5 protein-coding genes are annotated in these 24,685 nt (G+C 73.0%); all 5 read right to left on the bottom strand.

All coding sequences use genetic code 11. The features are described from left to right. Window positions 1–286: 286 nt before the first annotated feature. Complete coding sequence (locus tag ACFVX9_RS34725; protein ID WP_380369969.1) at window positions 287–1,597, bottom strand: S8 family serine peptidase; 1,311 nt, start codon at window positions 1,595–1,597, stop codon at window positions 287–289. Next, window positions 1,594–5,031, bottom strand: a complete 3,438-nt coding sequence (locus ACFVX9_RS34720) for a right-handed parallel beta-helix repeat-containing protein (protein WP_380369972.1) — start codon at window positions 5,029–5,031, stop codon at window positions 1,594–1,596. Before ACFVX9_RS34720 ends, ACFVX9_RS34725 begins: the two co-directional genes overlap by 4 nt. Before the next feature lie 64 nt (window positions 5,032–5,095). Next, window positions 5,096–5,581: a hypothetical protein gene (locus tag ACFVX9_RS34715; RefSeq protein ID WP_107452977.1), complete on the bottom strand. Its 486-nt coding sequence runs from the start codon at window positions 5,579–5,581 to the stop codon at window positions 5,096–5,098. Between the two features lie 126 nt (window positions 5,582–5,707). Next, window positions 5,708–6,490 (bottom strand): hypothetical protein, encoded by a 783-nt coding sequence (locus ACFVX9_RS34710; protein ID WP_387985713.1) that lies wholly within the window; start codon window positions 6,488–6,490, stop codon window positions 5,708–5,710. A 207-nt stretch (window positions 6,491–6,697) separates the two neighbouring features. After that, window positions 6,698–24,682, bottom strand: a complete 17,985-nt coding sequence (locus ACFVX9_RS34705; protein ID WP_387985710.1) for a hypothetical protein — start codon at window positions 24,680–24,682, stop codon at window positions 6,698–6,700. Between the last annotated feature and the right edge of the window lie 3 nt (window positions 24,683–24,685).

The following is a 24,685-nucleotide window of genomic DNA, read 5'->3' as shown; positions in this document are numbered from 1 at the left end:
TGGACGCCCCTGCGAGCATTCCAGTTATGTCCCGGTGAGGGGACGCTTCGCCGGCACGCCCAGCCGGGCGCCCAACACCGCGCGCTGATCCGCCGCGAATTGTCAGACACGCCCAAGCCCGGATCGAGCAGCCCGGCGCCTGCACGGCACGGGCGGCACCGCCGCCCGGTGGCGGGCAGCGTCCACCACCGGCCGGACAGGGCCTGAACGCCCCGCCCGTGTCGGTGGCACGGGCGGCCCCGCACCGCCCTGCCGGCCCAGGGCGCGGAGGGCTCCCGTCGGCCCGTCAGACCGACCAGCGGCCAGGGCGCCAGGCCCGGCGGCGGCCCGTCGCGCAGACCACGGCGGTGCCGACGACCAGGGTGACGCCGGCGATGATCCCGCCGGCGATCAGGGTGGCCTGCCGGGCGGCGGGGTCGGGGGGCGGGGACTGGACCAGGGACACCGCCAGGGCGGGCCCGGGGGTGGCCGGGGGCCCGTCCTGGAGGGGGGCGCTGAGGGCGGCCAGGGGGTCGACGGTCCCGTACCCGAGGTGCGGGTCGGGCAGGGCGGTGCCGGGGTGGTAGGCGGTGGCCCGGAGCCGGTCGGCGAGCCGGGCCGGGGTGAGGTCGGGCCGGTAGGCGAGGGCGAGGGCGGCGGTGCCGGCCGCCAGGGCGGTGGCGAAGCTGGGCCCGGCGGCGGTGAAGTAGCCCTTGCCGCCGGGGCCGACGCTCAGCACGGCGTCGCCCGGGGCGACCAGGTCGACCCGGACCGCGTCCGCCGCACCGCTGGGCGGGGCGCCGTTGGGCGCCAGGTCGGAGACCGCCAGGACGCCCGGGAGGGCGGCCGGGAAGGCCGCGACGGGGGGCGAGTTCGGGGAGGACTGGGAGCCGCCGCCGCCGTCGGGGGCGGCCGGAGCGATCACCAGGGCGCCCTTGCCGCCGGCGTAGCGGACGGCGTCGCCGAGTTCGGCCTCGCCCGTCGACAGCGCCAGGCCGACGGCGATGATCCGGGCGCCGCCGTCGGCCGCGTCCCGGATGCCCTTGGCCAGCAGGGCCGGGGTGGTGTTCCCCACGTCGTCGGTGACGGCCACGCCGAGGATCCGCGCCTCGGGGGCGAGACCGGCGAAGCCGATCCCGTCCTGGCGCCGGGCGGCGATCAGCCCGGCGAGGAAGGTGCCGTGGCCGACGCAGTCGCGGGTGGAGTCGCCGGGGCCGTACTCACGCGGCCCCGGCGTGAGGCGGCCCTCCAGGACCCCGGACGCCGGGTCGACCCCGGAGCCGACCACGGCGACGGTCACGCCGGCGCCGCGGCTGAGCTGCCAGGCGGCCTCGGGCCGCAGGTAGGTCTGCGCCCACGGGGTCCGGTCGGTGCCCTTGTCGGAGGGTTTGACGCAGCCGTCCGGCCGTCCGGCACCCCGGTTCTGGCCGATGACGGGCAGCGCGGCCGGATCGGCCGCGCCTGAGGTGGCGGCCGTGCCCGAGGTGGCGGCCGGCGTCGGGGCGGAGGTCGCGGCGGGCCTCGGGGCGGCCCAGGCGGGGGCGGCCGGGACCAGCAGGGCGCCGCAGCAGAGCGCGGCCGCGGCGGCCCGGGCCGGGCGGCCCGGTGCGCCGGTCACACCGCGCTCCCCTGCGGCAGCCCGGGGATGTCCTGGGGCAGCAGCAGGCTGAGCTCGGACAGGTCGCCGACGTCGAGCCGGGCGAGCCGCCCCGCCTGGCGGGTGACCATCGCCTCCAGCGTCTGCCGGGCGAAGCGGCCGTTGCCGAAGTTGCGGTCCCGGGGGACGGCCGCGCACAGCTCGCCGAGGAGGGCCAGGGTCTCCGGTGCGCAGACGTAGCCGGCCTCCTCCGCCTGGCGGCGCACGATGGTGACGAGTTCGTCCGCGCTGTAGTGGTCGAAGGCGATCTGCTGGGGGAACCGGGAGGCCAGACCGGGGTTGGAGCTCAGGAAGCCCTGCATCTCCTCCTGGTAGCCGGCCACGATCACCACGACCTCGTCGCGGTGGTCCTCCATCAGCTTCATCAGGGTGTCCACCGCCTCCTGGCCGAAGTCGCCGCTCGCGGCGCCGCCGCGCGGGGTGAGGGTGTAGGCCTCGTCGATGAACAGCACGCCGCCCCGGGCGCGTTCGAAGGCGTCCCGGGTGAGCTGGGCGGTGTGCCCGATGTAGCGGCCGACCAGGTCGGCCCGGGCGGTCTCGACCAGCTGGCCGCGCGGCAGCACGCCGAGTTCGGCGAGCAGCGCCCCGTAGAGCCGGGCGATGGTGGTCTTGCCGGTGCCGGGCGGGCCGGCGAAGACCAGGTGGTGGCTGATCCGGGCGGTGGGCAGGCCGGCCTCCTCCCGGCGGCGGGCCTGGGTGATCAGGTTGACCAGGTTCTCGACCTGCTCCTTGGCGGCGGTGAGGCCGACCATGGCGCGCAGCTGGTCGAGCAGGTCGCTGCCGCCTTCGGCGCCCGGTCCGCCGGCCGCGGCCGCGCGGGCCGCGTCGGAGTGCTCCTCGCCGAGGTCCTCGGGCAGCAGTCGGGCGAGGTCGGCGTCGGTGATGTCGGCCAGCTCGGCCAGCCGGGAGGCCTGACGGTCCACCATCTCCTCGAACACCTTGCGGGCGGCGCGGCCGTTGCCGAAGTCGGCGCCCTTGGGCATCCGCGTGAAGTGTGTGCCGAGCACCTCCCGGGTGGCGTCGGCGAGTTCGTAGCCGTGCCCGACCGCGGCCCGCTCGACGATGGTGACCAGTTCCTCCGCCGAGTAGTTGCGGAAGTCCACGGTGCGGCTGAACCGGGAGGCGAGGCCGGGGTTGGAGCCGAGGAAGGAGCGCATCTCGTCCGAGTACCCGGCGACGATCACCACCACGTCGTCGCGGTGGTCCTCCATCAGCTTGACCAGGGTGTCGATGGCCTCGCGGCCGAAGTCCGGCCCGGTGCCGCCGCCGGATCCGGCGGACAGCGTGTACGCCTCGTCGATGAACAGCACGCCGCCGAGCGCCGACTGGAACACCTCGGTGGTCTTGATCGCCGTACCACCGACGATGGACGCCACCAGGTCGGCCCGGGCGACCTCGGTGAGGTGGCCGCTGCGCAGCACGCCGAGTTCGGCGAGGATCGCCCCGTAGAGGCGGGCGACGGTGGTCTTGCCGGTGCCGGGCGGGCCCGCGAAGATCAGGTGCCGGCCCATCGGCAGGGCCGGCATCCCGGCCTGTTCGCGGCGCCGGGCCAGCTTGTTGAGGTTGACCAGGGTGGCGACCTGCTCCTTGACCCCCTCCAGGCCGACCAGCGCCTGGAGGGCCGCCTGCGGACCCTCGGGCTCGGGCGGCGGCAGGTCGTCGGCCGGGCGCTCGGCCTCGGCCTCGGCGCCGTCGGCCTCGGGCACGCCGACCGGGCGGGCGGCGGCCGGGTGGTCGTCGGCGCCGGCGGTCGCGGTGCCGTGGCTGTCGGCCCGCCCGTTGTCCCGGCTGGTCAGGTTCTCCACCGAGAGCCGCTCGCTGGGCCTGGTCTGGCACAGGCCCGAGCCGCGGTTGCCGGTGACGGTGCAGCCGGTGATCCGGATCGGTTCCTCGGACTCGGCGCGCAGCCCGTCCCGGGTGTTGCCCACCAGCTCGCAGCCGGTCAGGGCGGCCCGGCTGCCGGCGGCCAGCAGCACGCCGTGCCGGCGGTTGCCGTGCACCCGGGAACGGGCCATGGTCAGCTCGCCGCCGTCCTCGACCACGATCCCGTCGCCGGTGCACTCGGCCACGTCGCAGTCGCGGAGCGAGGCGACGCCGCCCGGACCGACCTCGATCCCCGGGGTCCCTGCGGTCTTGGCCGTCCCCGGCGCGCCGGTCGCGGCGGTACCGCGGACCGTGGTGCCACCGACCTGGGTGTTGCCGCCGTCGGCCACCAGCAGCGCGGCCCGGCCGGTCGCACCCAGCACGCAGGACTCCAGCCGCCCGCGGCCCTCCCGCAGCACCTCGACGCCGTGGCCGCGCACGTCGGCGATGTCCAGTCGGCGCAGCAGCGGGTTGGCACCGTCCCGCACGCTCACCCCGGCGCCTCCCGCGCCGCGCACCTCCAGCCGGTCGAACTCGGCGGCGCTCTCGCCGACCAGTTCCACCCCCGCCTCGCCGCTGTCGCCGACCGCCGTCCGGGTCAGCGACGGGCTGGAGGACTCGTCCACCACGATCCCGGCCGCCTCCGCGCCGGCCACCTCGCACTCCTCGAAGGTGCCCCGGGAGCGGCCGGTGACGTGGATGCCGTGGCCCTTCGTGCGCATCGTGCGGCAGCGCCGCACCACCGGGTCGGTGCCGCCGGTGAGGACCAGGCCGTGGCCCCGGGTGGCGCTGACCGTGCAGTCCTCCAGCAGCACCTGGGCGGTCGAACTCAGGTAGATGCCGATCGAGGCGTCCCGGACGGTGGTGCGCAGCACCCTGGTCGTGCTGTTCTCCTCCAGCGCGATGCCGGGCTTGTCGGTGGCGGAGATCTCGCAGTCCTCGATCGAGCCGCGGCCCTCGCCGTTGGCGCACACCCCGTTGCCCCGGGCGTCGCGCAGCACGCAGCCCCGGATCACGGGGTTGGCCCGCTCGCCGATCACCACGGCGGAGCTGCCGAGGTGCTCGACCACGCAGTCCTCGATCACGCTGGAGCCGGTGGAGGTCTCCACGATGCCGGCCCCGGCCGGGTTGACGACCCGGCAGCCGCGCATCGCCAGGGCGCCCTGCTGACGGGTGAGCACGGCCGTCCAGGAGTTGCCCGCCACCTCGCAGTCCTCCAGGGCGGCCTGGCCGCGCGGGACGTCGACGGTGGGCAGCTCCTCGTCCTGGCCCTGGAGCACCAGCCCGGTCAGCTGGACGGCCTCGGCCACCACCTGCACCACCGCGCCCCGCCGCGGCGAGATCCGGACGCTGCCCCGGGCCTCCTCGGCGGTGATGGTCACCATCTTGGTGATCACCAGGTTCTCCTCGTAGCGGCCCGGGCGGACGCTGATCACCGTGCCGCTGCGGGCCGCCTCCAGCGCGGCGCCGATCGTGCGGTAGCCACCGCCGTCGCGCTGCTCCGCACTGACCGTCAGCACATGGCGGGTCATGGTGCGTTCTCCTCCGTCGTTCTTGGCTGTCGTGCCGGTGCTGCCGTACGTCGGTGCAGCGGGGTCACCCGGTGCAGTTGGCCCGGATCGCGGACGCGGCGTGGTGGGCGAAGGTCTGCTTGTCGCTGCCCTGCCAGTCCTGGCCGCGGTCGTGCAGCGTCACGGCGAGCTTGCCGCCGTTGAGCTGGAAGGGGCCGACCGTGACCCACTGGCCCCGGTTGCCGACCTGGTTGACGTTGAACGAGCCCGACCCCGAACCGCTCTGCACCGTGTAGAGGGACGACGTTCCGCCGACCGCCTTGACGTCCCCGCTGTTCGGCACGTACACCGCCAGCTTGCAGGTGCCGGTGGTGACCGACCCCGTGGAGAACGTCCAGACCACCGAGTTGTCGTGGTCCTTGTTGGCGTCACCCGACATCGGCATCGAGTAGTAGCCGCCGTTGCAGCCGTCCCCCGAGTAGCCGCCGGAGTTGTTCCGCCAGCCCTCCTGGCCCTTGTCGTACCAGCCGCGCGCCTGCGCGCCCCCGCCGCTGCACCCCGGGCCCGCCACCGCGGCGAAGCTCGGCGCCGGCGGCGGGGCCGGCTGCGCGGGCTTGGCCGGGGGCTGGGCGGGCGCGGACGGCGCCGGCTGCTGGGCGGCGGCGGGCGGCGGCCGGGGCTGGTTCTGCGTCTGGGGCTAGGTCTGCGGGGCTCCGCCCCCGCCCCCCGCCTCGGTGCCACCGCCACCACCGCCACCGCCGCCACCGCCCTGGTTGGCCGGTGCACCGCCGCCCGCGTTCTTGCCCGCGTCCGGCTTCCCGCTGGTCGACGGCGCACCGCCGCCCGCCGGGACCCGACCCGCGAACGGTACGGCCTGGCCGCCGCCCTGGTCCGGCACGGCACCGCCGGCCGCGGCGGCCGCCCCACCGGCCGCCGCCGCGCCGGCGTCACCGGGCGGCGGGCCCTCGACCGGCTGAGCGACCTGCACGGGCTGCTCGCCCACCGGGTTCCCCGGAGCGTCGGCACCCGGGACGAACCCGTTACCGCCGTCCTGCTGCGTGTACCCGGCCGGCGGCGGACCGTCCGCACCGGACGGACCGGGGTCGTCCCCGCCGAACTTCGCGATGCCCAGCGGCACCCCGACCAGTACCAGGCCCGCGATCACGGCCGCGGCCACCATCGGCCGCGAGATCCGGCGCGGCCCGACGCCCTCCTCCTCGGCCGGGGACGGGCCGGGGACGGCGGTCACACCGGCGGGCGCCTCGGCGGCCGCGGCAGCAGCGCCCGTGGCAGGCTTCGCGGCCTCGACGGCGGGCACGGCGCCGGCGGCGGGCACCGCCGCGGGCTCGACCTCGGCAGGCTCCGCCTTCGCGGGCTCGGCCTTGGCGGGCTCCGCCTTCGCGGACGCGGCGCTCGCGGACGCAGTGCTCGCGGACGATGCCGGGCGGGCCTCCAACTCCTCGGGCACGACCCATGCCACAGCGGGTAGCTGGATCCCGCCGCCCTCCGCCCCTTCCGTCCGACTCCCCCGGCCGCTCCGGTCCTTGCCCACCCTGGCCCCCTGGCCCTCGATGACGATGCTCGGCAGGGACGGCCGCCGGTCGGCCCCGGTCGAGGCGGCCGAACGGCACGTCCACCCGTCTTGACGGACGCGAGGTGCCCGGAGGTTCAGCTGCGGACGAACTCGTCAGCCGTTCGGCTTCCGGTCCTTGCTCTGGCCACGGCCTTTTCGGGGGCCTCCCCGGCCCCGGCCGTGCCCGGACCCCTGGTTGCTCCCGCCGGCCGGGGTCGACCCGGATCCGCCGGTGGGCTGCGGGGGCGTGGTCGTTTGCGGGGCAGTGCTCGGCTGCGGGGCGGTGGAGGTTTGCGGAGTGGTGGTGGTTGGCGGAGTGGTGGTGGACTGCCCGGAGGCCGTCCCCTTGGTGTCCTTCGGGGCCGAGCTCGACGACTCGTCGGCGTCCTCGAATTCGGAACCCGTATCGGTGTCGGCGGCGGGGTCGGAGTCGGAGATGTACGGCTCGTCATGACTGCCCATTCCGGGCGAGAAGCCCTGGGGGGCGACGATCACACCGTCGACGAAGTCGAGCTTCGCCGTGCCGCCCTTGATGGGCACATCGGTCCCGGTGATCTTCGCCGTCAGGTCGGCCATCGCCTCCTTGTGCTGCGTGATGCAGTTCGGTGCCGCCCAGCCGCCGAAGATCTTTCCGTGGGTACCACCCGTCACCACGACGAAGCCGAGGTCCTTCGCGATGTGCTTGTTGAAGATGGCATGGCCCCAGTGGCACGCCATGCAGTCGCGCTTCCTGCCACCGATCGGCCACGGCGTGAGCCCCAGCTGGTCGGCCCTTCCCTTGCCCTTCTCCTCGGCCGTCGGCCCACTCCCGCGGCTGGGCGCGTCGCCGTCCGAGTCCTCGCTGTCAGAGTCCTCGCCGTCCGTCTTCTCGTCGTCCGTCTTCTCGGCGTCGGAGTCCTCGCCGTCCTTCGCCTCGCCGTCCTTCTTCTGCCCCTCCTCCGTCGCGTCGTCCTTCGCCTCGGCTTCCTGCGTCCCCTCGCTCGCCGCCTTCGCCTTCTCGGCCTCCTCCGTCTCCTTCTTCTTGGCCTCTTCCGCCGCCTTCGCCTCTTCCGCCGCCTTCGCCGCCTTCGCGGCCTCGAACTTCGCCCGCATCCGCGTCTCGACCTCGTTCAGGAGGTCCATCTCACCGTGGAGGCATCCCGTGCCCTTGTCCCTCTCGTTGGGGTGCCACACGATCTTGTTCGGGTTCTTCAGCGCCTCGCGGACCGCATCGAATCCTCCACCGTGGTCGTCGAAGCCCAGGAAGTCCTTGTCCCGGTACTTCCCGTCCCGAATCTCGCGGAGCTTCCCCAGGTCGTGGTTCCTGCCGTCCTGGCCCTCCGGCGTGTCGAGGCTCCTCAGACGGTTGGTCGCATCCGCCCTCTTGCGCGCGTCCATTCCGGAGTTACCCGCGACATGGACCGCGCCGTCAATGACGGTCAGGGCGAGGTGCGGCGTGCCGATGACCTTGAAATTCTCGCCACTGCCGTACCGGTCGACGTCCATCATGACTCGCGCCATCCGGTCCAGGGAGCGGCCGAAGGCTCCGCGCAGCGAGTCGGTCTCCTGTCCCAGGGGTGCGTCAAGGCTGGGCGCGCGCAGGTCGAGAGGCTGCTCGGAGCCGGCTTCGCCGGGCGTTCCCTTGACGATGTAGAGCTGCCCGTCCCTTTCGACCACGCGCGCGATCTGGCTGCCCGACTGCGAGGTCGAGCGGGGCCCCCTGTTCCCTCCCGTCGCCACGGTTCCACGCCCACGACCGGCCCCGGGCACCGCAGCAGCATCGGCGCTAGCCGCACGAGCACGCCCACGACCAGCCCCGGGCGGCACAGCATCGGTGTTGGTCCCACGACCACGCCCACGACCAGCCCCGGGCGGCACCGCATCGGTATTGGTCCCACGACCACGCCCACGACCAGCCCCGGGCGGCACCGCAGCAGCATCGGTGTTGGCCCCACGACCACGCCCGGCCTGGGTTCCGCCGCCGGAGCCGTTCCCGCCCCCCGCTCCGTTGTTCGGCCCCCGCGACTTCGGCGGGGCCGCAGCAGCCGAACTGCTGCCGGCTCCGGCGGGGTTGAGGATCTGCTGGATCAGGTCGGCCGCGGACGGCGGCTGCGGCGGTGCGGGCGGCTCAAGGTCCTCGACGTCCCCCTCGCCGTCGACGGCGTGCAGGAACTCGCGGAAACCCTCCAGCATCCCGTTGTCCGCGCGGGTCGCGTGGACCGGGTTGACCGGGCCTGCCTGGGCGGTGTCCGGCTCCTCTCCGAAGAGCCGCTCCAGGATCGGCAGCAGTTCGGGCTGGTGCTCGCGCACCCACCCGGCACCGTTGTTGCGGGGCAGACGGGTGTCCGGGTCGTTGCCGCGGTTGGTCCCGAGGTACACGTTGGCCAGCTGGGCGAAGAACTCCCGCTCGTCCGAGGACGAGTAGTTGCCGACCAGGTTGCCCTTCTCGTCGTACACCGAGCCGTCGGGCCAGGCCGCGGTCGACCTGGTGTCGAACAGTTGGCTCAGGGTGTCGGCCATGTGGCTGCCCAGGAACACGTCCCGTACGAGTTCGCGCTCCTCGTCGGTCAGGCTGAACTCGTGCAGGGCGTGGGCGAGTTCGTGGGTGGTGGAGGAGTAACCGTCCGCAAGGCCCGACACCTCGCCGGTGTCGGTGTCGGTGTCGGTGTCCTCACCGATGCTGGTCTCCTCGCCGAGCAGGTTCTCCTCGGTCACCGCGATGCGCTCGCGCTCGGCCGCGCCACGGACGGTCTCCCAACGGCGGCCGCCCTCGCCGACGGTGGTGCCGGCCAGGTGGTGGAAGCCCTCGACCTCGGTCATCGCGACGTCGCGCGGCACGACCACCACGCGTACCTCCCGCAGCAGCAGGCCGGCGGCGACCTCCGGATTCTGGAGGACCAGCTCCAGCTCGGCGTGCGCCTTCTGCCGCGCCGATACCGGCCGGTGAACCCGGTGGTCGACATCCACCAGCAAGCGGGCGGCCACCGTCGCGAACTCCGCCGAGGACAGCCCGTCCCGCAGAGGCCCGACGAAGTCGGTGTCCGCCGCGAGGGAGCGACGGGTCTCGGGCGAGAGGGAGTCCAGGGTCAGGAGGCGGTCGTGCGGACTCAGCTCCAGGATGTCGGACGCCCTCGGCGGCCCGGCGGGCGGAGGCGGCGGAGGCGGCGTGGGCAGCGTGGGCGCGACCGGCTCCACGTGCTCAGACTCAGGCGCAGGCGCAGGCACCGGCACCGGCACCGGCACCGGAGCAGGCACCTGCTCCTGCTCGTGCTCCACACGCGGCGGAGGCGGCGGAGGCAGCGTGGGCACAACCGGCTCCACGTGCTCAGCCGCAGGCACCTGCTCCACGCGCGGCGGAGCGGTATCGGGTACTGGTACGGGTTGCACGCTCCAAGGGCCGGGGCCGAAATCGGCGCCGCCGGTGTAGAGGTCCGTCGCGCCGATCTCGATGACCCGGTTGACCTCGGCCTCGTCGTCCGTGGGGCTGACGCCGAAGCTCAGCAGCACCGGTACGCCGTTCTCGTCCGTCCGGCCGGTGGCGACGGCCACGTGGTTGCCCTGACCGTAGACCACGATGTCGCCCTCGCGGGGCAGCGGGGTGTCGTGGGCGGTCGAGTCGTAGCTGGTCCTGGTGTGCGGGAGCAGGCGGGAGATCAGGTTCTTCGTCCACTGCGGTCCGTCCAGACCGCTCGCGTACGTGTCGTGGATCCACTCCCAGGAGACCAGTCCCTGAGAGTGCGCGGTGAGCAGGACGGACTCCCAGCAGTTGAGCGTGCTGCCGGCCGCGAGCGGCGGCGGCTGGTCCGCCGGGCCGTCCAGTGCCCAGGTGGCGAAGTCCGTCTTCTCCAGGTCGAGCGCACCCGAGGCGCGCCATTCCAGGACGACCCCACGCCGGGCCAGGTCGCGCATGGCGTCCGCGACTTGGCGGCCGCCGTCCGGAACGGGCAGGTCGAACCGGCCGCCGAGGTGGTCGGCGCGCAGCGCGAGCAGGCCGTCGAGGAAGGCCTGCGGCGGCGGGCCCGCGGCGGCTCCGGAGGCGTGGGCTCCGGCGAGGGCGGCGAGCGCGGCGTCGTCGAGCAGCCCGAGCTCGTGCAGTCGGCGACCCGCCGCCAGCACGTCGTCCGGACGGTTCACCGCGCCGGGGCCGATGCTGTCGGTGAGTTCCAGGCCGAGCGTGCGGGCCTGCTCGGGCGACAGCGCCGAGCCCAGGTGCCCGGTCACCGCCCGCACCAGCGGCTCGACGGCCGCCTCGGGTACCGGGCTCTTCAACGGCGGCGCGTTGCGCAGCCTGACCCGGCGCTCCTCGATCTTTCGGAGCAGCGGCTCGGCCTGCTGCCGTACGGCCTCGGCGTCCACCGGCTCCAGGGCGCCCAGTTCCTCCAGCCGACGGGTCAACTGCAGGACGTCCGAGGGGGCGTTGTTGTGCCGGCCCTCGGCGCCGACGAAGGCTCCCGAGGCCATCCGCAAGCCCGTCCGGTTTCCGGGCACACCCCGGTTGGCCTGCGCCAGCAGGAACTGGGGCGGCTGCGGGGCGGGTTGTTCCTGCTGGTGCTGCGGCTCGGTGTCGGTGTCCTTCGGCGGTTCCGGGGCCTCGGGCTGCTTGGGCTGCTCCTCGGCCCGGTTCTCCAGCTCGGACTGCTCCTCGGCCTTGTCGTTCTGCTCGGACTGCTCCTCGGCCTTGTCGTTCTGCTCGGACTGCTCCTCGGCCCGGTTCTCCTGGTGGATCTCCGGCTCGGGCTCCTTGGGCTGTTCCTTGGGCTCTTCCGCGTCCTGTTCCTTGGGCTCTTCCTTGTCCTGCCCGGTGGGCTTCGGGGCGGGCGGCTTCAGCTGTCCGGAGGCGCCACCGAGCAGTTCGGCGACCTGCCCCGCGATGTCGTTCGACGCCGGGGCGGCAGGCTTCGGCTCCGCAGGCTTCGGCTCCTCGGGCTTCGGCTCCTCGGGCTTCGGCTCCTCGGGCTTGGGCTCCGCAGGCTTCGGCTCCTCCTCCGTGTCCGGCCGGAGGCTGTACGGGTCGGACGGCCGTCGGCCCGTGCGCCAGTTCTCCTTGGTGAAGTAGGTGTCGTCCGGCCCGGTGTACTCCCGCGTGATCGACTTCTTCGGGATGCCCACCACGACCGGGACGTCACCGGTCACCGTCCGCGGCCGCCACGACCAGGGGCCGGAGCGGTGCCCGAAGGAGATCGTGAACTTCACGTGTCCCTGGAAGCGCACCAGCGGCTCGGGGAACTTGGAGTTGGCCACGGCCCTTTCGGCGAGGGTGCGTTCACCGCCGGTGCGGCGGCCCGCGCCGCCGCCGAAGGTGATCCCGGCCATGATCTTGCCCTTGACCTTGGAGAACTCGACGCCGAGCTGGCCCATCAGCTGGGTCATCCGGGAGGACAGCGCCCGCTCGGTGAAGCGGGTCGCCAGTTCGGCGGACTGGGCGATCTCCGACTTCTTCTCCTCACGCCCCTGGCCGAGGCCGACCAGTTCGGCCTTGACCGTGACGCTGACCGTGTCGAGGACGCCCAGCCGGAGGGTCTTGACCCGCTCCCCTCCCGCCGTCAGGTCCGGGAGGGCGTCGATCAGGGGGCCCCGGTCGAACATCCGCCTGAGCTTGCGCATGGCGGCCGAGTTCTCGTTCAGCCGGAACTCGTTCCGGCCCAGGGTGGTGAGCAGGTTGCGCAGCGAGCCGACGTCGGGCAGGTCGACGACCAGGTCCTCGGAGCGGAGGCCCTCCCAGACCTCCCTGGGCGGCACGGGGTGGGTGATCTCGTTGGTTCCACGCTTCGGCTTGGCCGTCTCCCGACCGGGGCGCGGGGCCTGGTAGGAGGCCTCCTCCCGGGTGGTGACCGGCTGCGTGTCGGAGGTCTCCAGCAGGACCTCGAAACCCACCTCGACGGCGACGGTGGCCTGCCGGCGACCCCGCCCCCGCGTCGTCGGCGCGGCGGGCGTGCTCGGGCCGCCGGCGCCGTGCGGGGTGGCCGGGGCGGCGTTCTCCGCGTTGCCGTCCTTGGGAGCCTCCTCCTTCAGGGGCTCCTTTCCGGCCTCCTTCGCGGCCTCCTTCGCCGCCTCCTGGTCCCGCCAGGAGCGGGCCGACTCCTGGATCCGCCGGCCCTGCCGATCGAGTTCGTCTCCGAACGGCTTGGGCAGGGGCGCACCCTCAGGCAGCTTCTCGGTCTCGCGACGGAGCGCCTCCTGGCGAAGGCGCTCGGTCCGCGCCTCCTCGGGGAGCGTGCCGCGGACGGGCCGCGCCGACCCCTTGCGGCGCATCTCGACCTGGATCATCGCGGCGCCCTCGAAGACGCTGCCGGCGACCTTGGTCTTGGTCGCCACACCGGTCCGGCCGACGCCGTCGTGCTCCGCGGTCCGTTCCTGGCCCCGGACGTGGCTCAGAGTGCCGCCGGCCACGACGGCGACGGGCACCGCCCCGAGCGGGTCGGTGGTGCCCACCACCCGCGCGGTGAAGGTCTCGTCGGTGCCCCGGTTCTGGCCGGCCGTCCCGTCGGGGCCGCCGTGGGCGACGCCGCTGCTGCCGCCGGTCGCGAACTCGGTCTCGACCGTGTCGGCGGTGTGCCGCATCTCCCGGACCCCGGCCCAGCGGAGCACCACCGTGCCGCCGGGCACCTTCACGAAGAGCTCCTGGCCGGCCATCAGCGCCCGCAGCCGGGACTGCAGCGCTCCCGGCAGCAGGGCAGGCGCCAACCTCCGCCGGACCCGCCCCCAGCTCGCGCCGTACACCTCCCGTCCGCGGCCGTCGAGCTGGTCCAGCAACGAGGTACGGACGACCTGGCCGGCGCCCGTCGGCTGGGCGCCGACGGGGGGCTTCGGCGTCCCGTCCTCCTGGCCGGCCGCGCCGCCCTTGGGTTCCGGGGCCCAGACCCGCAGCACCACGTCGGAGCCGCTCAGCACGCCGGAGGAGACGATCCGCTCCGGCACCGAACGGAAGGTGCCGGGGGCCGGGGCGACGCCGGTCTTCGGGTCGATGGGCAGTTCACGGACCGGGAACACGAAGTCCGCCGCGGTGACGGCGCTCGTCCCGCCCGAGGCGTGGGCGAGATTCCGCCGGTCCGACCGGTCGAGCAGCGCCTTCGGCAGCGTCGACTTCGCCACGATCTCGATGTCGAAGGCCACGTCACCGGTGAACCGGGCCGCGCGCTCGACCGTCTTCTCCTTCTCGGACCGGCCGGTCACGGCGTCCCGCGTCGCGCCCACCGTCTCCTGCACGGCGGACGACTGGCCGAGCGTCACCGCGACGTACGGGAACTTCCCCTCGATCGCCGCCGCCACGCTGACTCCGCTGCGCACGTCGCGAAGCGCCCCGGTGGACGACACCGTCTCACCGCCGCGCTCGAACTCGCACTTCTCGATCAGTTCCTGGTAATCCCGCATGGTCACCTTGGCCCGGGCGACCCGGACCTCGACGGTGAACCCTTGATGCGACACCGAGACGCTCAGGCTGCCTCCGGTGGTGAGGGCCGACAGCCGGGGGCGCAGCGCCGTCTCGTCGAGGCGGGGGGCGAGGGCGGCCTCGACCCAGGCCCAGTGACGGCCGAACAGCGGCTTCAGCTTGGCGCCCACGGCGTCGAGGACGGCCCGCGCGTCCTGCAGTCCCAGCACGGGGTCGGACGGTCCGAGTTCGCCGGTCCGGGACACCCGGGACGGCGGCTGCACGCTGGGCGTCCGGTCCGGCGCGAGGATCGGCTTGGGGGCCTTCGGGAGGAGCGGGATGTTCTCGACGCCCGGCGTCTCCTCGACGACCGGGGCCTCCTCCACCTGCGCGGCCTCGTCGGCGTGCTGGACCTCCTGGCGGTCGAACACCAGGCGGGCCGGGCGAAGACCCTCGCCCTCCGGCGTGCGGTGCGGTGCGGTCAGGGACTGCGGGACGGCCAACAGCGTCCGGACCAGGGCCCGTTCGGGCGCGGTCGAGCCGTCCCCGCCGTTCTCGACGACCTTGAGGTCGAGCTCGACGGTGGCCAGGTAGACGACCATCTTCTCGGCGAACTTCGCGTTGGCGGTACCGCTGACGGAGTCCGCCGCCCGGTCGCCGCTGCGCCACCGGGTGGTACGGCCGGCTCCGCCGGAGGCCGCCATGACGGTGTTGGGGGCCCTGAACTCGGGCCCGCCCTGGAACTGGCCGCCCGCCGCGTGGAAGGAGTTCTCCCGGACGCCGCCGGCATCCGCCCACTCGTTCACGACGTTCAGCTCGGCGTCCTTCTCGAACTCCCGAACGTACTCCAGCTTCTGGACCTTGGCTCCGGCCAGCACCAGGGCGTCCCGCTCGCCGGTCCTGACCAGCAGCGGCGACTGGAGGTCGATGCCGTGGGTCATCCCCGTCAGCAGGGCCCCGAGCCGCTCGCTGCGGAAGGCCCCGCGCACCAACGGGCCGAGCTCGTTCCAGCCCTGAGCACCGAAGGTGCGGCGCCCCAGCGTCTCCAGGACCTCCCTGAGCGGCCCGACGGGCTCGGTGGTGCTCCCGGGAACGTGCGGGACGACATCGAGCACGACCGTGCCCGGCGGCAGTCCGGTCTTGCCCTTCGCCGGGTCGGAACCCCACAGCTCGGGCTTGGGCTCCCGCGCGGGGGAGCCGGGGTCCAGCTCCGGCCCCTGGAGCGGTCCGGGTTCGGCGTCGGGACGGAACGTGCTTTCCGTGCCGCCTGCTTGGCATTCCGCGGTGTCGAAGAGCACCCGGAAGGCCAGCCGTGTCGTCGCCCGCTCCGGGGAGACGACTCCCTCCGGGTCCCAGTGCGTCAGGGCGAGTTCGGCGGTGCCGTCGAAGAGCGTGCCCTTGATCTTGGCCTTGAGGGCGGTTCCGGTCCGCTGGGAGCTCTGACCGATGATGTTCCGGTCGCTGCCGCGCTGCCCGTTCACGCCCCCCGTACCGGCGCCCCCGAGGAAGTCCTTTCCGCCGCTCGACTGCTTGGCCGAGATGGCCAGTGCCAACGCCCGGGCCTTGGCGTCGGACTCGGTGACGGCGCTGGTGACGTCGGTGCCGGTGTTGAACTCGCCCGCATCGGTGTTGCGCAGGTACGTCAGGTCCAGCACCTTCGCCGACACCAGGATGCTGCCCCGGCCGTCGGACAGCGGGATCTCCAACGGCTCGCCGGCCGTCATCGACCTCAGCTGGGTCTGCAGGCTGGGCAGGTCCAGCTGGGCGAGGATCTCGGCCCGCACCGAACTCCAGGCGTCGCCGAACCTCTGCCGCCCGAAGGCCTCCAGCCCGGAGGGCTCGCCGGCCGCTCCGAACAGCGCCGTGTCACCCGCGGCGGCGTTCCCGCGCCCGTGCAGCGTGTCGACGTTCTTGACCACGTCCATCCCGCCCAGCGCCGCCGTCCGCAGCACCCGGGGCGGCGGGGCGTGGCGGATCTCGTCGGGCGCAGACCCGACGGAAGCAGCCTCGGCGGCCGGCGTGACGATCCGCACCGGCAACGGGACCCGCACCGGCTCCGGACGCTGCTCCGCGCCGGTCCGCCCGGTGTTCACCACCAGGGTCCGGGAGAACGGCGGCAGGAGCGTCCGCACGCCCGGGACCCCGGAGAAGTCGAGGTCCAGCCGGACCGTCGCGTCCACCCACAGCACCGGCTCGGCGGTCTTCCTGCGGTGGGTCATCCGGCCGGTCGCGGTGACCGTCACCGCCTTGCTCCGGTCCATCATCGCGCTCACCGGCCCGGACAACCCGGTGTTCGACGCCGGCTTGCCGCTCACCACCAGACCCCCGCCCCACCGGGACCGGCTCTCACGCAGGGTGCCCGCTCCGGCGGACGAGTCGCCGCCGTCCTCGAACTCGAACTTCTCCGTCCGATGCTTCGTGACGGGAGTCTCCAGCGTGGCGCTGATCCGCAGCGTCCCGGAGCCGCCACCGAGGTCCAGGGGCACCAGCAGATCGTCGCCCCGGGTCATCCGCGACAGGTTGGGCTCCAGCATCCCGACGTCGAGCTGCTCGGCGAGCCGCTGCCGGATCTCCTCCCGCCGGCTCGCCGAGACACTTGCGGGCAGCTGTCCGAGTACGGCCGCCACGACCTGGTCGTCCTCCCCGTCGACCAGCACCACCCGGTCGCCCGCGCTGATCCGGCCCTGCTCCGTCATCCGGCCCGGCGGGGCGGGCAGGGGCGGCGCCTTGGGCGGCTCCGGTGCCTTGGGCAGGTCCTCCTGCTTGGGCGGCTCCTGCTGCTGCGGCAGGTCCTCCTGCTTGGGCAGTTCCTGCTGCTGCGGCAGCTGCTGTTCCTTCGGCTGCTCCTGCTCCTTGGGCAGCTCCTGCTCCTTGGGAGGCTCCTGCTGCTGCGGCAGTTCCTCCTGCTGCGGCTCCTTCTGCCCCTCGTGATCCTGCTTCGGCGTAGGTGCAGGCGTAGGCGTAGGCGTCCGCTCAGGCTCCTTCAGCGGCGGCGGAGTCGGCTTGGTCTGCGACTCGGTGACCACAGGCACGTCGGCCGGACGCGGCGTGGTGGGCCGAGGGGTCGTCGGCTGCATCGCGCTGTAGTGGGTGACGCGAATGTCCTCCTCGTTCGAGCGGAGGATGTGGACGATCCGCTCCGACCCCTCGTTCAACAGACGGGGCACGGAGGCCTCGTCGTACACCCTCAGCTGGATGCCGAAGGCGTGGGCGGCCACCACCGCGATCTCGTCGTAGAACGGGGTGCTCCACAGCACCCGGTTGCGCACCGCCATGTCCACGAATCGGCTGAGCGGCAGATCGGTCAGGTCGGACAGCGTCAGGTGCCGGGGGTCCCTGTCCCCCGCCTGCACCCACACCAGCTCCCTGAGTGCCGGCATCCGGTCGAGCACGCGGTCCCAGGTCGCCGTCCGCTGCGGCCCGTCCTCGCCCAACACCGCGAGGAGGTGCTCCAGCACGTCTCCTCTGCTCAGTCCCAGGTTCTCCGCGCCGGCGATCGCCGTCAACTGCTCACGGTTGAAACCGTCATCGGAGAGCAGGAACCGAAGGGGACTCATCCCCAGGGCGTCGAGGTCCGTCCGCTGCCTGGTGCCTTCCTGCCCCCGGAACCACTGCGAGACGGCCGCGCGTGCGCCCCTGACGTCCAGGTGCCCGTGGCCCCAGGAGTCCAGTTGCCGGGGCGCGCTGGCCAGGATCGACGTGAACAGGCAGTTGCCGTCGCCCGGGACCCGCAGGACGTCGAAGTGCGACCCGTCGCCCACCGACCTCTGCCCCGTCACCGGCCACTCCCGCGTGGCGGGCGTCGGCGGGGCCGCCGGCGGGACGCCGCCCTGCCCGGTCTCGCCGAGTGCCCCGAGGCGCCTGTCCTTCGACTTCGCCGTGTCGTCCTTCTTCTTCTTTTTCGGGTCCACCGGCTTCGCCGGCGGGTGCGAACCCTGCTCGGTGTCCGGTTCCGTACCCGGCACGAACTTGACCCAACGGCCTCGGGTGCCGTGCTCGTCACTGAGGAGGCCGAGCGGGGCGTAGCGCTGACCGGCGGCCACGTTGACCGAGGTCGTGGCCGCCCAGACGACCCTGCCGGTGGCGTTGGCGAACTGCTGCGCCACCACCTGGCCGTTGTCCCCGCGGGCACCCGCCTGGCAGGCGAACAGCACGATCTGGGCGTCGGCGGGCATGCGCCGGAAACTGGGCCGCCTGCGGATGACCTGGCCGAACGCGTCGCCCGAGAGGTGGACCTTCCTGGTCCCGTCCGTCTGCTTCGACAGCGTGGGCAGGAGCGTCGCGAGGTGCGTGGCGTGCGTCATGGCCGCGTAGATCGGGGCCGCGACGTTCCAGGGGACGAGGCCGATCGTGCTGAGGTCGGGGTTGTCCGAGGCCCCGGCGGCCTCAATGTCGTCCTGGTCGTAGAAGTCGGACGGCAGGTACTCGAAGTGCGGGTTGGTCGGATCGAACCCGTCCCGCACCTTCTCCCAGTTCCGGGTGAGCGAGTCGTCCCGGAAGAGCCGGCCTCCCGACTGCCCGCCGAGCGGGAACAGGATGGGCTGGCTGTCGAGGTCCGTCGCGTCGATCGGGTAGGTCGAGTTCGAGTCGACCAAGCGGCCGTTGTCCTTGTGGACCTTCCTGACCTGGACGGTGTGGGAACCCTGCTCCTCCACGAGGGCCGGGTCCGGCGGAACCTCCTTGATCCAGAACCCCCGCTCCACCTTCGCGCCCGGCTTGTCCGCCAGTGCGGAGCGCAGTCTGCCCTTCACCCTGATGACACCGCCGGACATCGAGGTCGCCACGGAGTTGGTCCACACGGTCCGCCCCGTCGCCTTGGCCAGAGCACGGGGGAACGCCAGGTCCGCCCCCAGGCTCGCAGGGCCGACGAGCACCAGCGGGGTTTCCGGGGTGATGCGGTCGAGCGGCAGGTCGGACGCCACGCCCTCGGCGAGCTTCTCGGGGTCGAGGTCGTCGAGCTTCTTGGGCATCAGCACCAGGAACGGTTCGGGCCCGGTGACGTCGGTCAGGCTGTAGTGCTTGCTCGTCTCCGGCGCATCGGCGCCGGGCTCGGTCCCAGGCTGTGGGACGGGTTCGGGGCCGCCGTCGGACGCCTTCTTGGGATCGTTCCAGTAGTAGACGTTGCGCGCGGTCTCCAGCAGCTCCGGCGGCGGCTCCGACCAGCTTTCTCCCCGTACCTCCAGCGCGACCACGGCTCCACCGGGCGTGGTCACCAGACGGGTCCGGTACTCCTCTTCGCGCGGCTCCTGCCCCTGCGGCACGGGTTCGACCTGGTCGGGGGCCGCGACGGGCTCCTCGTGCGGTGCGTCCACCGGCGGTGCGTCCACCGGCGGTGCGTCCGCCGCCAGCCGCTCCCGCAGGGCGGCCCGGAGGGCGGCCCCGGTCAGCGCCGGGTCGACCAGCACGGCCGTGTCCACCAGCCTCCGCAGGTGCTCCGGCACCGGGCGCTGCCGGTCGGGCAGCGCGTGCAGTTCGTGGGCCATGCCGCCCAGCCAGCCGCCGGTCAGGAAGGGCACCCGCATCCGGTACTCGTCACGGGCGAGACGCTCCAGGCGCCGCAACGCCCGGACCCTTTCGAACTCGCGGGTGACCCCACCGGGGGGCGCGTCCGGGTGGAAGAGGTCGTCGTGCAGCTTGAGCAACGCCCCCGCGGCCAGCTTCTCCCGCGAGGACGGCGCGGACGCCGAGGACACCTCGCCGGGCGGTACGGTCGTCGACCCGCCCGGTTCGTTGGCGAGTTCCCTGGCGGCGTGGTCCAGCGCCTCCCGGTCGACGGTGCCACCGGCGCCGTCGATACCTCGGGTCACGACGGACGCCGGCTGAGCGGCCTTCTTCGCGGACTTGGCGGTCTTGGGGGCGAGAGCGGTGTCGTCGCCGCCGAGTCGGTTCCGGTCGGACGCCGGCTCGATGTGCTCCGCCTTGGCCCCGGGTCCGCGCTCCCCCGATCCTCCCGGGAACTCGGGCATCAGGTCATGACGCCGCAACGACTCGACGTTGACGCCCAGTTCGGATGCCAGCCGATGCCAGGGGTCGGCCACCCCGTTGGAACGGTGTTCGGCGAGCAGCCTCCGCGCCTCGGCCAGGGAGACATCGCCGTGCACACCGCCGCCGCCACCCGACTTGTCCCGCAGGTCGGCCAACTGCTGCTGCCACTCGGCCTCCTCGGCGGCATCCCGGCGCGCCTGCCGCTCGGTTTCCCGCTGATCCTCCTCGGCCCGCAGACGCTGCCGCTCGGTCTCCCGCTGCTGCTCGCGGACCTCCTCCTCGGCGCGCAGCCGCTCCCGCTCCTTGAGGGCCTGCCGGTCGGCCTCGGCGCGGACGGCCGCGTCGGCCGCCCGCTGCTTCCGGCGCTCGGCCAGCTTCGTCTCCGCCTCCGCGGCCTCCTGTGCGCGCCGCGCGGCCTCCTGCTGGAAGGCCGGATCGTTCTTCTGCTCCTCCCGGCGCTGCTCGGCGGCGTCGCGGCGCTGGTCCCGCTGGCCGGACTCGGTGGCGCGCCCATCGCGGGTGGCGTCCTGGCCGCCCAGCTTCTCTCCCGAGCCGGGGAACTTCTCCGCCGGGGGCTTGCCCTCCGGCCCCGTCGTGCCCGAATCCTTCAGGTCGCCGAACCCGTGGATCCCGGACTTCGGAGCCGGCTGCTGCTGCTCACCACCGTCCGAGCCCTGCTTCTCCTCCTCCTTCGGCGGCGCCGCCGGCGGGTGCTCCTCCTGCGGGCCCGCCACGGTCTCGTCCGTCAGCAGGTGCCCCTCGCCGGGGAACTTCTCCGCCGGAGCCTTCTCCTTGCCCGGATCCTTCACATCACCAAGCCCGTGAACGCCCGTCTTCCGGACCGGAGGCACCGTCCCAGTACCACCGCCCGAACCCTCAACCACCCCATCCTTCGGCGGCACCGACGGCGGACCAGCAGCCGTCCGCCCCTGACCGGGGAACTTCTCCGCCGGAGCCTTACCCTTCCCCGAATCCTTCACATCACCAAGCCCGTGAACCCCGGACTTCCGATCCGGGCGCAGCTGCTCGCCACCACCCGAACCCTCAACCACCCCATCCTTCGGCGGCACCGACGGCGGACCAGCAGCCGTCCGCCCCTGACCGGGGAACTTCTCCGCCGGAGCCTTACCCTTCCCCGAATCCTTCAGGTCACCGAGCCCATGAACCCCGGACTTCCGATCCGGAGACTGCTTCTCGCCACCACCCGAACCCTCCGCCCCGTCCTTCGGCGGCACCGGCGGAGCATCATCCGTCAGCAAGTGCCCCTGACCGGGGAACTTCTCCGCCGGAGCCTTACCCTTCCCCGAATCCTTCAGGTCACCGAACCCGTGAACCCCGGACTTCCGATCCGGACCTTGCTGCTCGCCACCACCCGGGCCCTCGGAGTCGGCGGGGGCCGGCTCCACCTGGGTCTGACTGCCCTCGGACCGTCCTCGGTCCTGCACTCCGCTGCCGGCGGGGCCGGGCCCGCCCTCGGGCCGCCCGTCCGAGCCGGAGTGCGGCGCGACGGCACCGGAGCCGTCGCTCTCCTTCTTGGCGTTCAGATCGTCGATCGTGCGGAATTTGAGCTCCCGTGTCGAACGCGGCCTCTTGGCGTCGGCCAGAGCCTTGGCCTCCTCACGCTCCACGAAGGACGGATCCGCCAGCGCCTTCGCCTTGCGATCCGCCTCGCCCTGCTCACGCAGCTGCCGGTGCAACTCGGCCTGCGTCAAGTACGCGGGATCGGGCAGCGGCTCCTTCTCACCGTCGCCACCAGGCTCCTTGGGCGCCTCCTCATCCACCTTCGGCGGACCAGACGCCTCCTTCGCCTTACGAGCAGCCTCAGCAGCCGCCGCACGATCCTTCTCACCCTGCTCACGCAGCTGCCGGAACGCCTCAGCCTGCGACGAATACCCGGGGTCAGGTAGCGGCTCCTTCTCGCCATCACCCGGCTTCTTGGCCCCGTCACCGTCCGCCTGCGACGTATCCGACCCCTCCCTCGCCTGACGAGCCTTCTCAGCCTGCGCACGCAGCTCCCGCTGCAACTCACCCTGCGCACGCAGATCCCGGTGTATCTCACCCTGCGCCGTGTACATCGGGTCAGGCCTCGACTCCTCCTCACCGTCGCCACCCGGCTTCTTGGCCCCGTCACCGTCCGCCTGCGACGTATCCGACCCCTCCCTCGCCTGACGAGCCTTCTCAGCCTGCGCACGCAGCTCCCGCTGCAACTCACCCTGCGCACGCAGATCCCGGTGTATCTCACCCTGCGCCGTGTACATCGGGTCAGGCCGCGACTCCTCCTCACCGTCGCCACCCGGCTTCTTGGGCGCCTCCTCGTCCACCCGCGGCGGACCGGACGCCTCCTTCGCCTTACGAGCAGCCTCAGCAGCCGCCGCACGGTCCTTCTCGCCCTGAAGGCGTTGTTCCCGGAGGTGTTCGCGCTGGAGTTCGTACTCGGACTTGGGGGTGTCCTTGCGAGGGCCGTTCGGGTCGGGGTCCTTACTGCCTTCCGGCCCGCCCTCGGTCTTGGGAGGCCGTCCGTCGCCCTCCTTGGACGGCTTCGGGTCGGGCTTGTGGTCGGGCTTGGGGTCAGGGTTCGGGTCCCGCTTGGGGTCCGTCGTGCGGTCGGGGTTGTGGTCGGGCTTGTGGTCGGGGTTCGGAGGGTCGGGCGTGTGGTCGGGCTTGGGGTCCGGCTTCGGGTCCGGCTTCGGGTCCGGCTTCGGGTCCGGCTTCGGGTCCGGCTTCGGGTCCGGCTTCGGGTCCGGCTTCGGTGCAGGCCGCGGATCCGGCTTCGGGTCGCCGCCGCCCGCCGTCGCCGTGGTGCCACCCGTCTGCTTGCCCTGGTCGCCCCCGGACTCGGTGGGGCGGCGGGTGGCGGGGTCCGGCGTGGTCCGGCCACCGTTGCCGGTCTGCGAGCCGGGCTTGGAGGTCTTGTCCCCGCCCGGCGTCTCCGTGCCGACCGACGGCTTCGGGCCCGTCGCCTTGCCGCTCTCGGTGCCGGCCGCGTTCGACCCGCCGTCCGTCTTCGACCCGCCCTCGGTGCTGGGCCCGCCGTCGGTGCGGTGCGAACCGGACGGCGGGGTGAGCGAGGTGGTGCGGCCGCCGCCCTCGGTGCTGGTCAGGTGCGGGCCGCCCTCGGTCGGGGCGGGGAGGCGCTCGCCGAGCCTGGGCACCGGGAACGGCGCGGCGTGGCCGGACAGGTTGGTGGCCACGGACAGCAGGGTGAGGGGGTGGAGCGGGTGGAAGTACTTGCTGCCGTCGTGGGGGATGTCGGCGTGCTGGAGGTCCCGGACGAAGTTGACGTACTTGGTCATCAGGGGCGAGGTGAGGCCGTGCATCAGGTGGCGCGCGCCGCCCATGAGGAAGCCGCTGAGGAAGCTCGCGCCGCTGGCCGAGAACTCGTGGTTCGGCTCGAAGATCAGGTTGTAGAAGCCCTCGGTCAGGTACTGGTTGAGACCGTTCTTGACCTGCTCGCCGAGCACGTGGCCGAGCACGAACATCGTGTTCATCTTGCCGACGCGGCCGGCGAGTTCGGGAAGCTTCTCGGCCAGGAGCTTGAGTTCTCCGGTGGCGACCTTGGAGTTGTTCGCGATCTCGCGCAGGGCGGCGGCCAGGCCCGCGCGGGCTTCCCCCGACTTGGCCCACTTCTGGGCGAACTCCTTGCCGAACGCTGTTCCCAGCTCGCGGGCGAGGTCCTTGCCGAGGGCGGGGCCGAGGTGCTTCTCGAAGGACTTCGCCATGTTCTCCGCGAACTGGGCCCCGGCCTTGGCGCCGGTCTTGCCGCCGGCCGCGAAGCCCTTGGAGAGGAAGGCGGAGTTCTCCCGCAGGAGCTTTTCGAGGCTGTTGGCGAACTTGTTCGCCGCCTCGTCCCCGATCGCCCGGCCGGCGCCGGCCCCGGCTTCCTTCGCCCCGGCCTTCCCGAGCCCCTTGGCCCCGGCGTTGCCGAGCTCCTTGGCCCCGACATTGCCGAGCTCCTTGGCGCCGAGGTTCGCGAACTCCTTGGTCCCGCCCTTGGCGATCCCGGCGGCCAGGTTCTTCAGCGAGGCGCTCAGTTCCTTCGAGACGAAGAGCTTCCCGAACATCTTGCCGAAGAGCTTGCCCAGGCCCATGCCCAGCAGGTGCAGCGGGCCGGCGATGATGCCGCTGATCGCGCCGAAGATCGCGGCCTGCTTGGTCAGGTCCTTGTCCCACTCGTGCCGGTTGCCCTGCCCGAACTGGATGCCCTGGATGATCCCGTCCATCACCAGGCCGCCCACCACACCGAAGAAGGTGTGCATCAGGATCACCTGGAGGAGCTTCTTCAGCAGGTTGATGATGATCGTCTTGACGACCTGCTTGACGGGCTCGACCGCGAGGAGCGAGGTGCCGGCGGTGAACGGGGACCAGAAGATGGCCAGCGCGATCTCGATCAGCAGCTGGACGATCTGGCCGATGATCATCCACTTCGTGTACTCGACGGTGTTCGCGACCTTGCCCGCGAACTCGCTGAGCTGCTTGCAGAGTTCGGTCGCCGTGGCGATGTAGTTGGTGCCCTCCTTCCCCTGGCCGACGAACCGCCCCATGTCCTGTTCGAAGGCCTCGGCGGTCTGCCCCTCGAACTGCTGCCGGCACTTGGCCACCAGGTCCACGATGTAGGCCTCGAGCTGCGGCAGTTCCTCGGAGAGCGTCTTGTACTCGTCCCGGACGTCTCGCAGCAATCCCTCGTTGGACTCCGGCCACGGCATCCCGGTGAGGATGTGGAAGAAGGTCGCCACGCCGGGCGAGACCTGGATCGAGGAGTGGGCCATGGC

It is taken from the genome of Kitasatospora sp. NPDC058243 (assembly GCF_042882025.1).
In the GTDB taxonomy this organism is placed as follows: Bacteria; Actinomycetota; Actinomycetes; order Streptomycetales; family Streptomycetaceae; genus Kitasatospora.
Note: the sequence above shows the minus strand (reverse complement) of the source record. Positions and strands in the feature narration are given on the sequence as shown.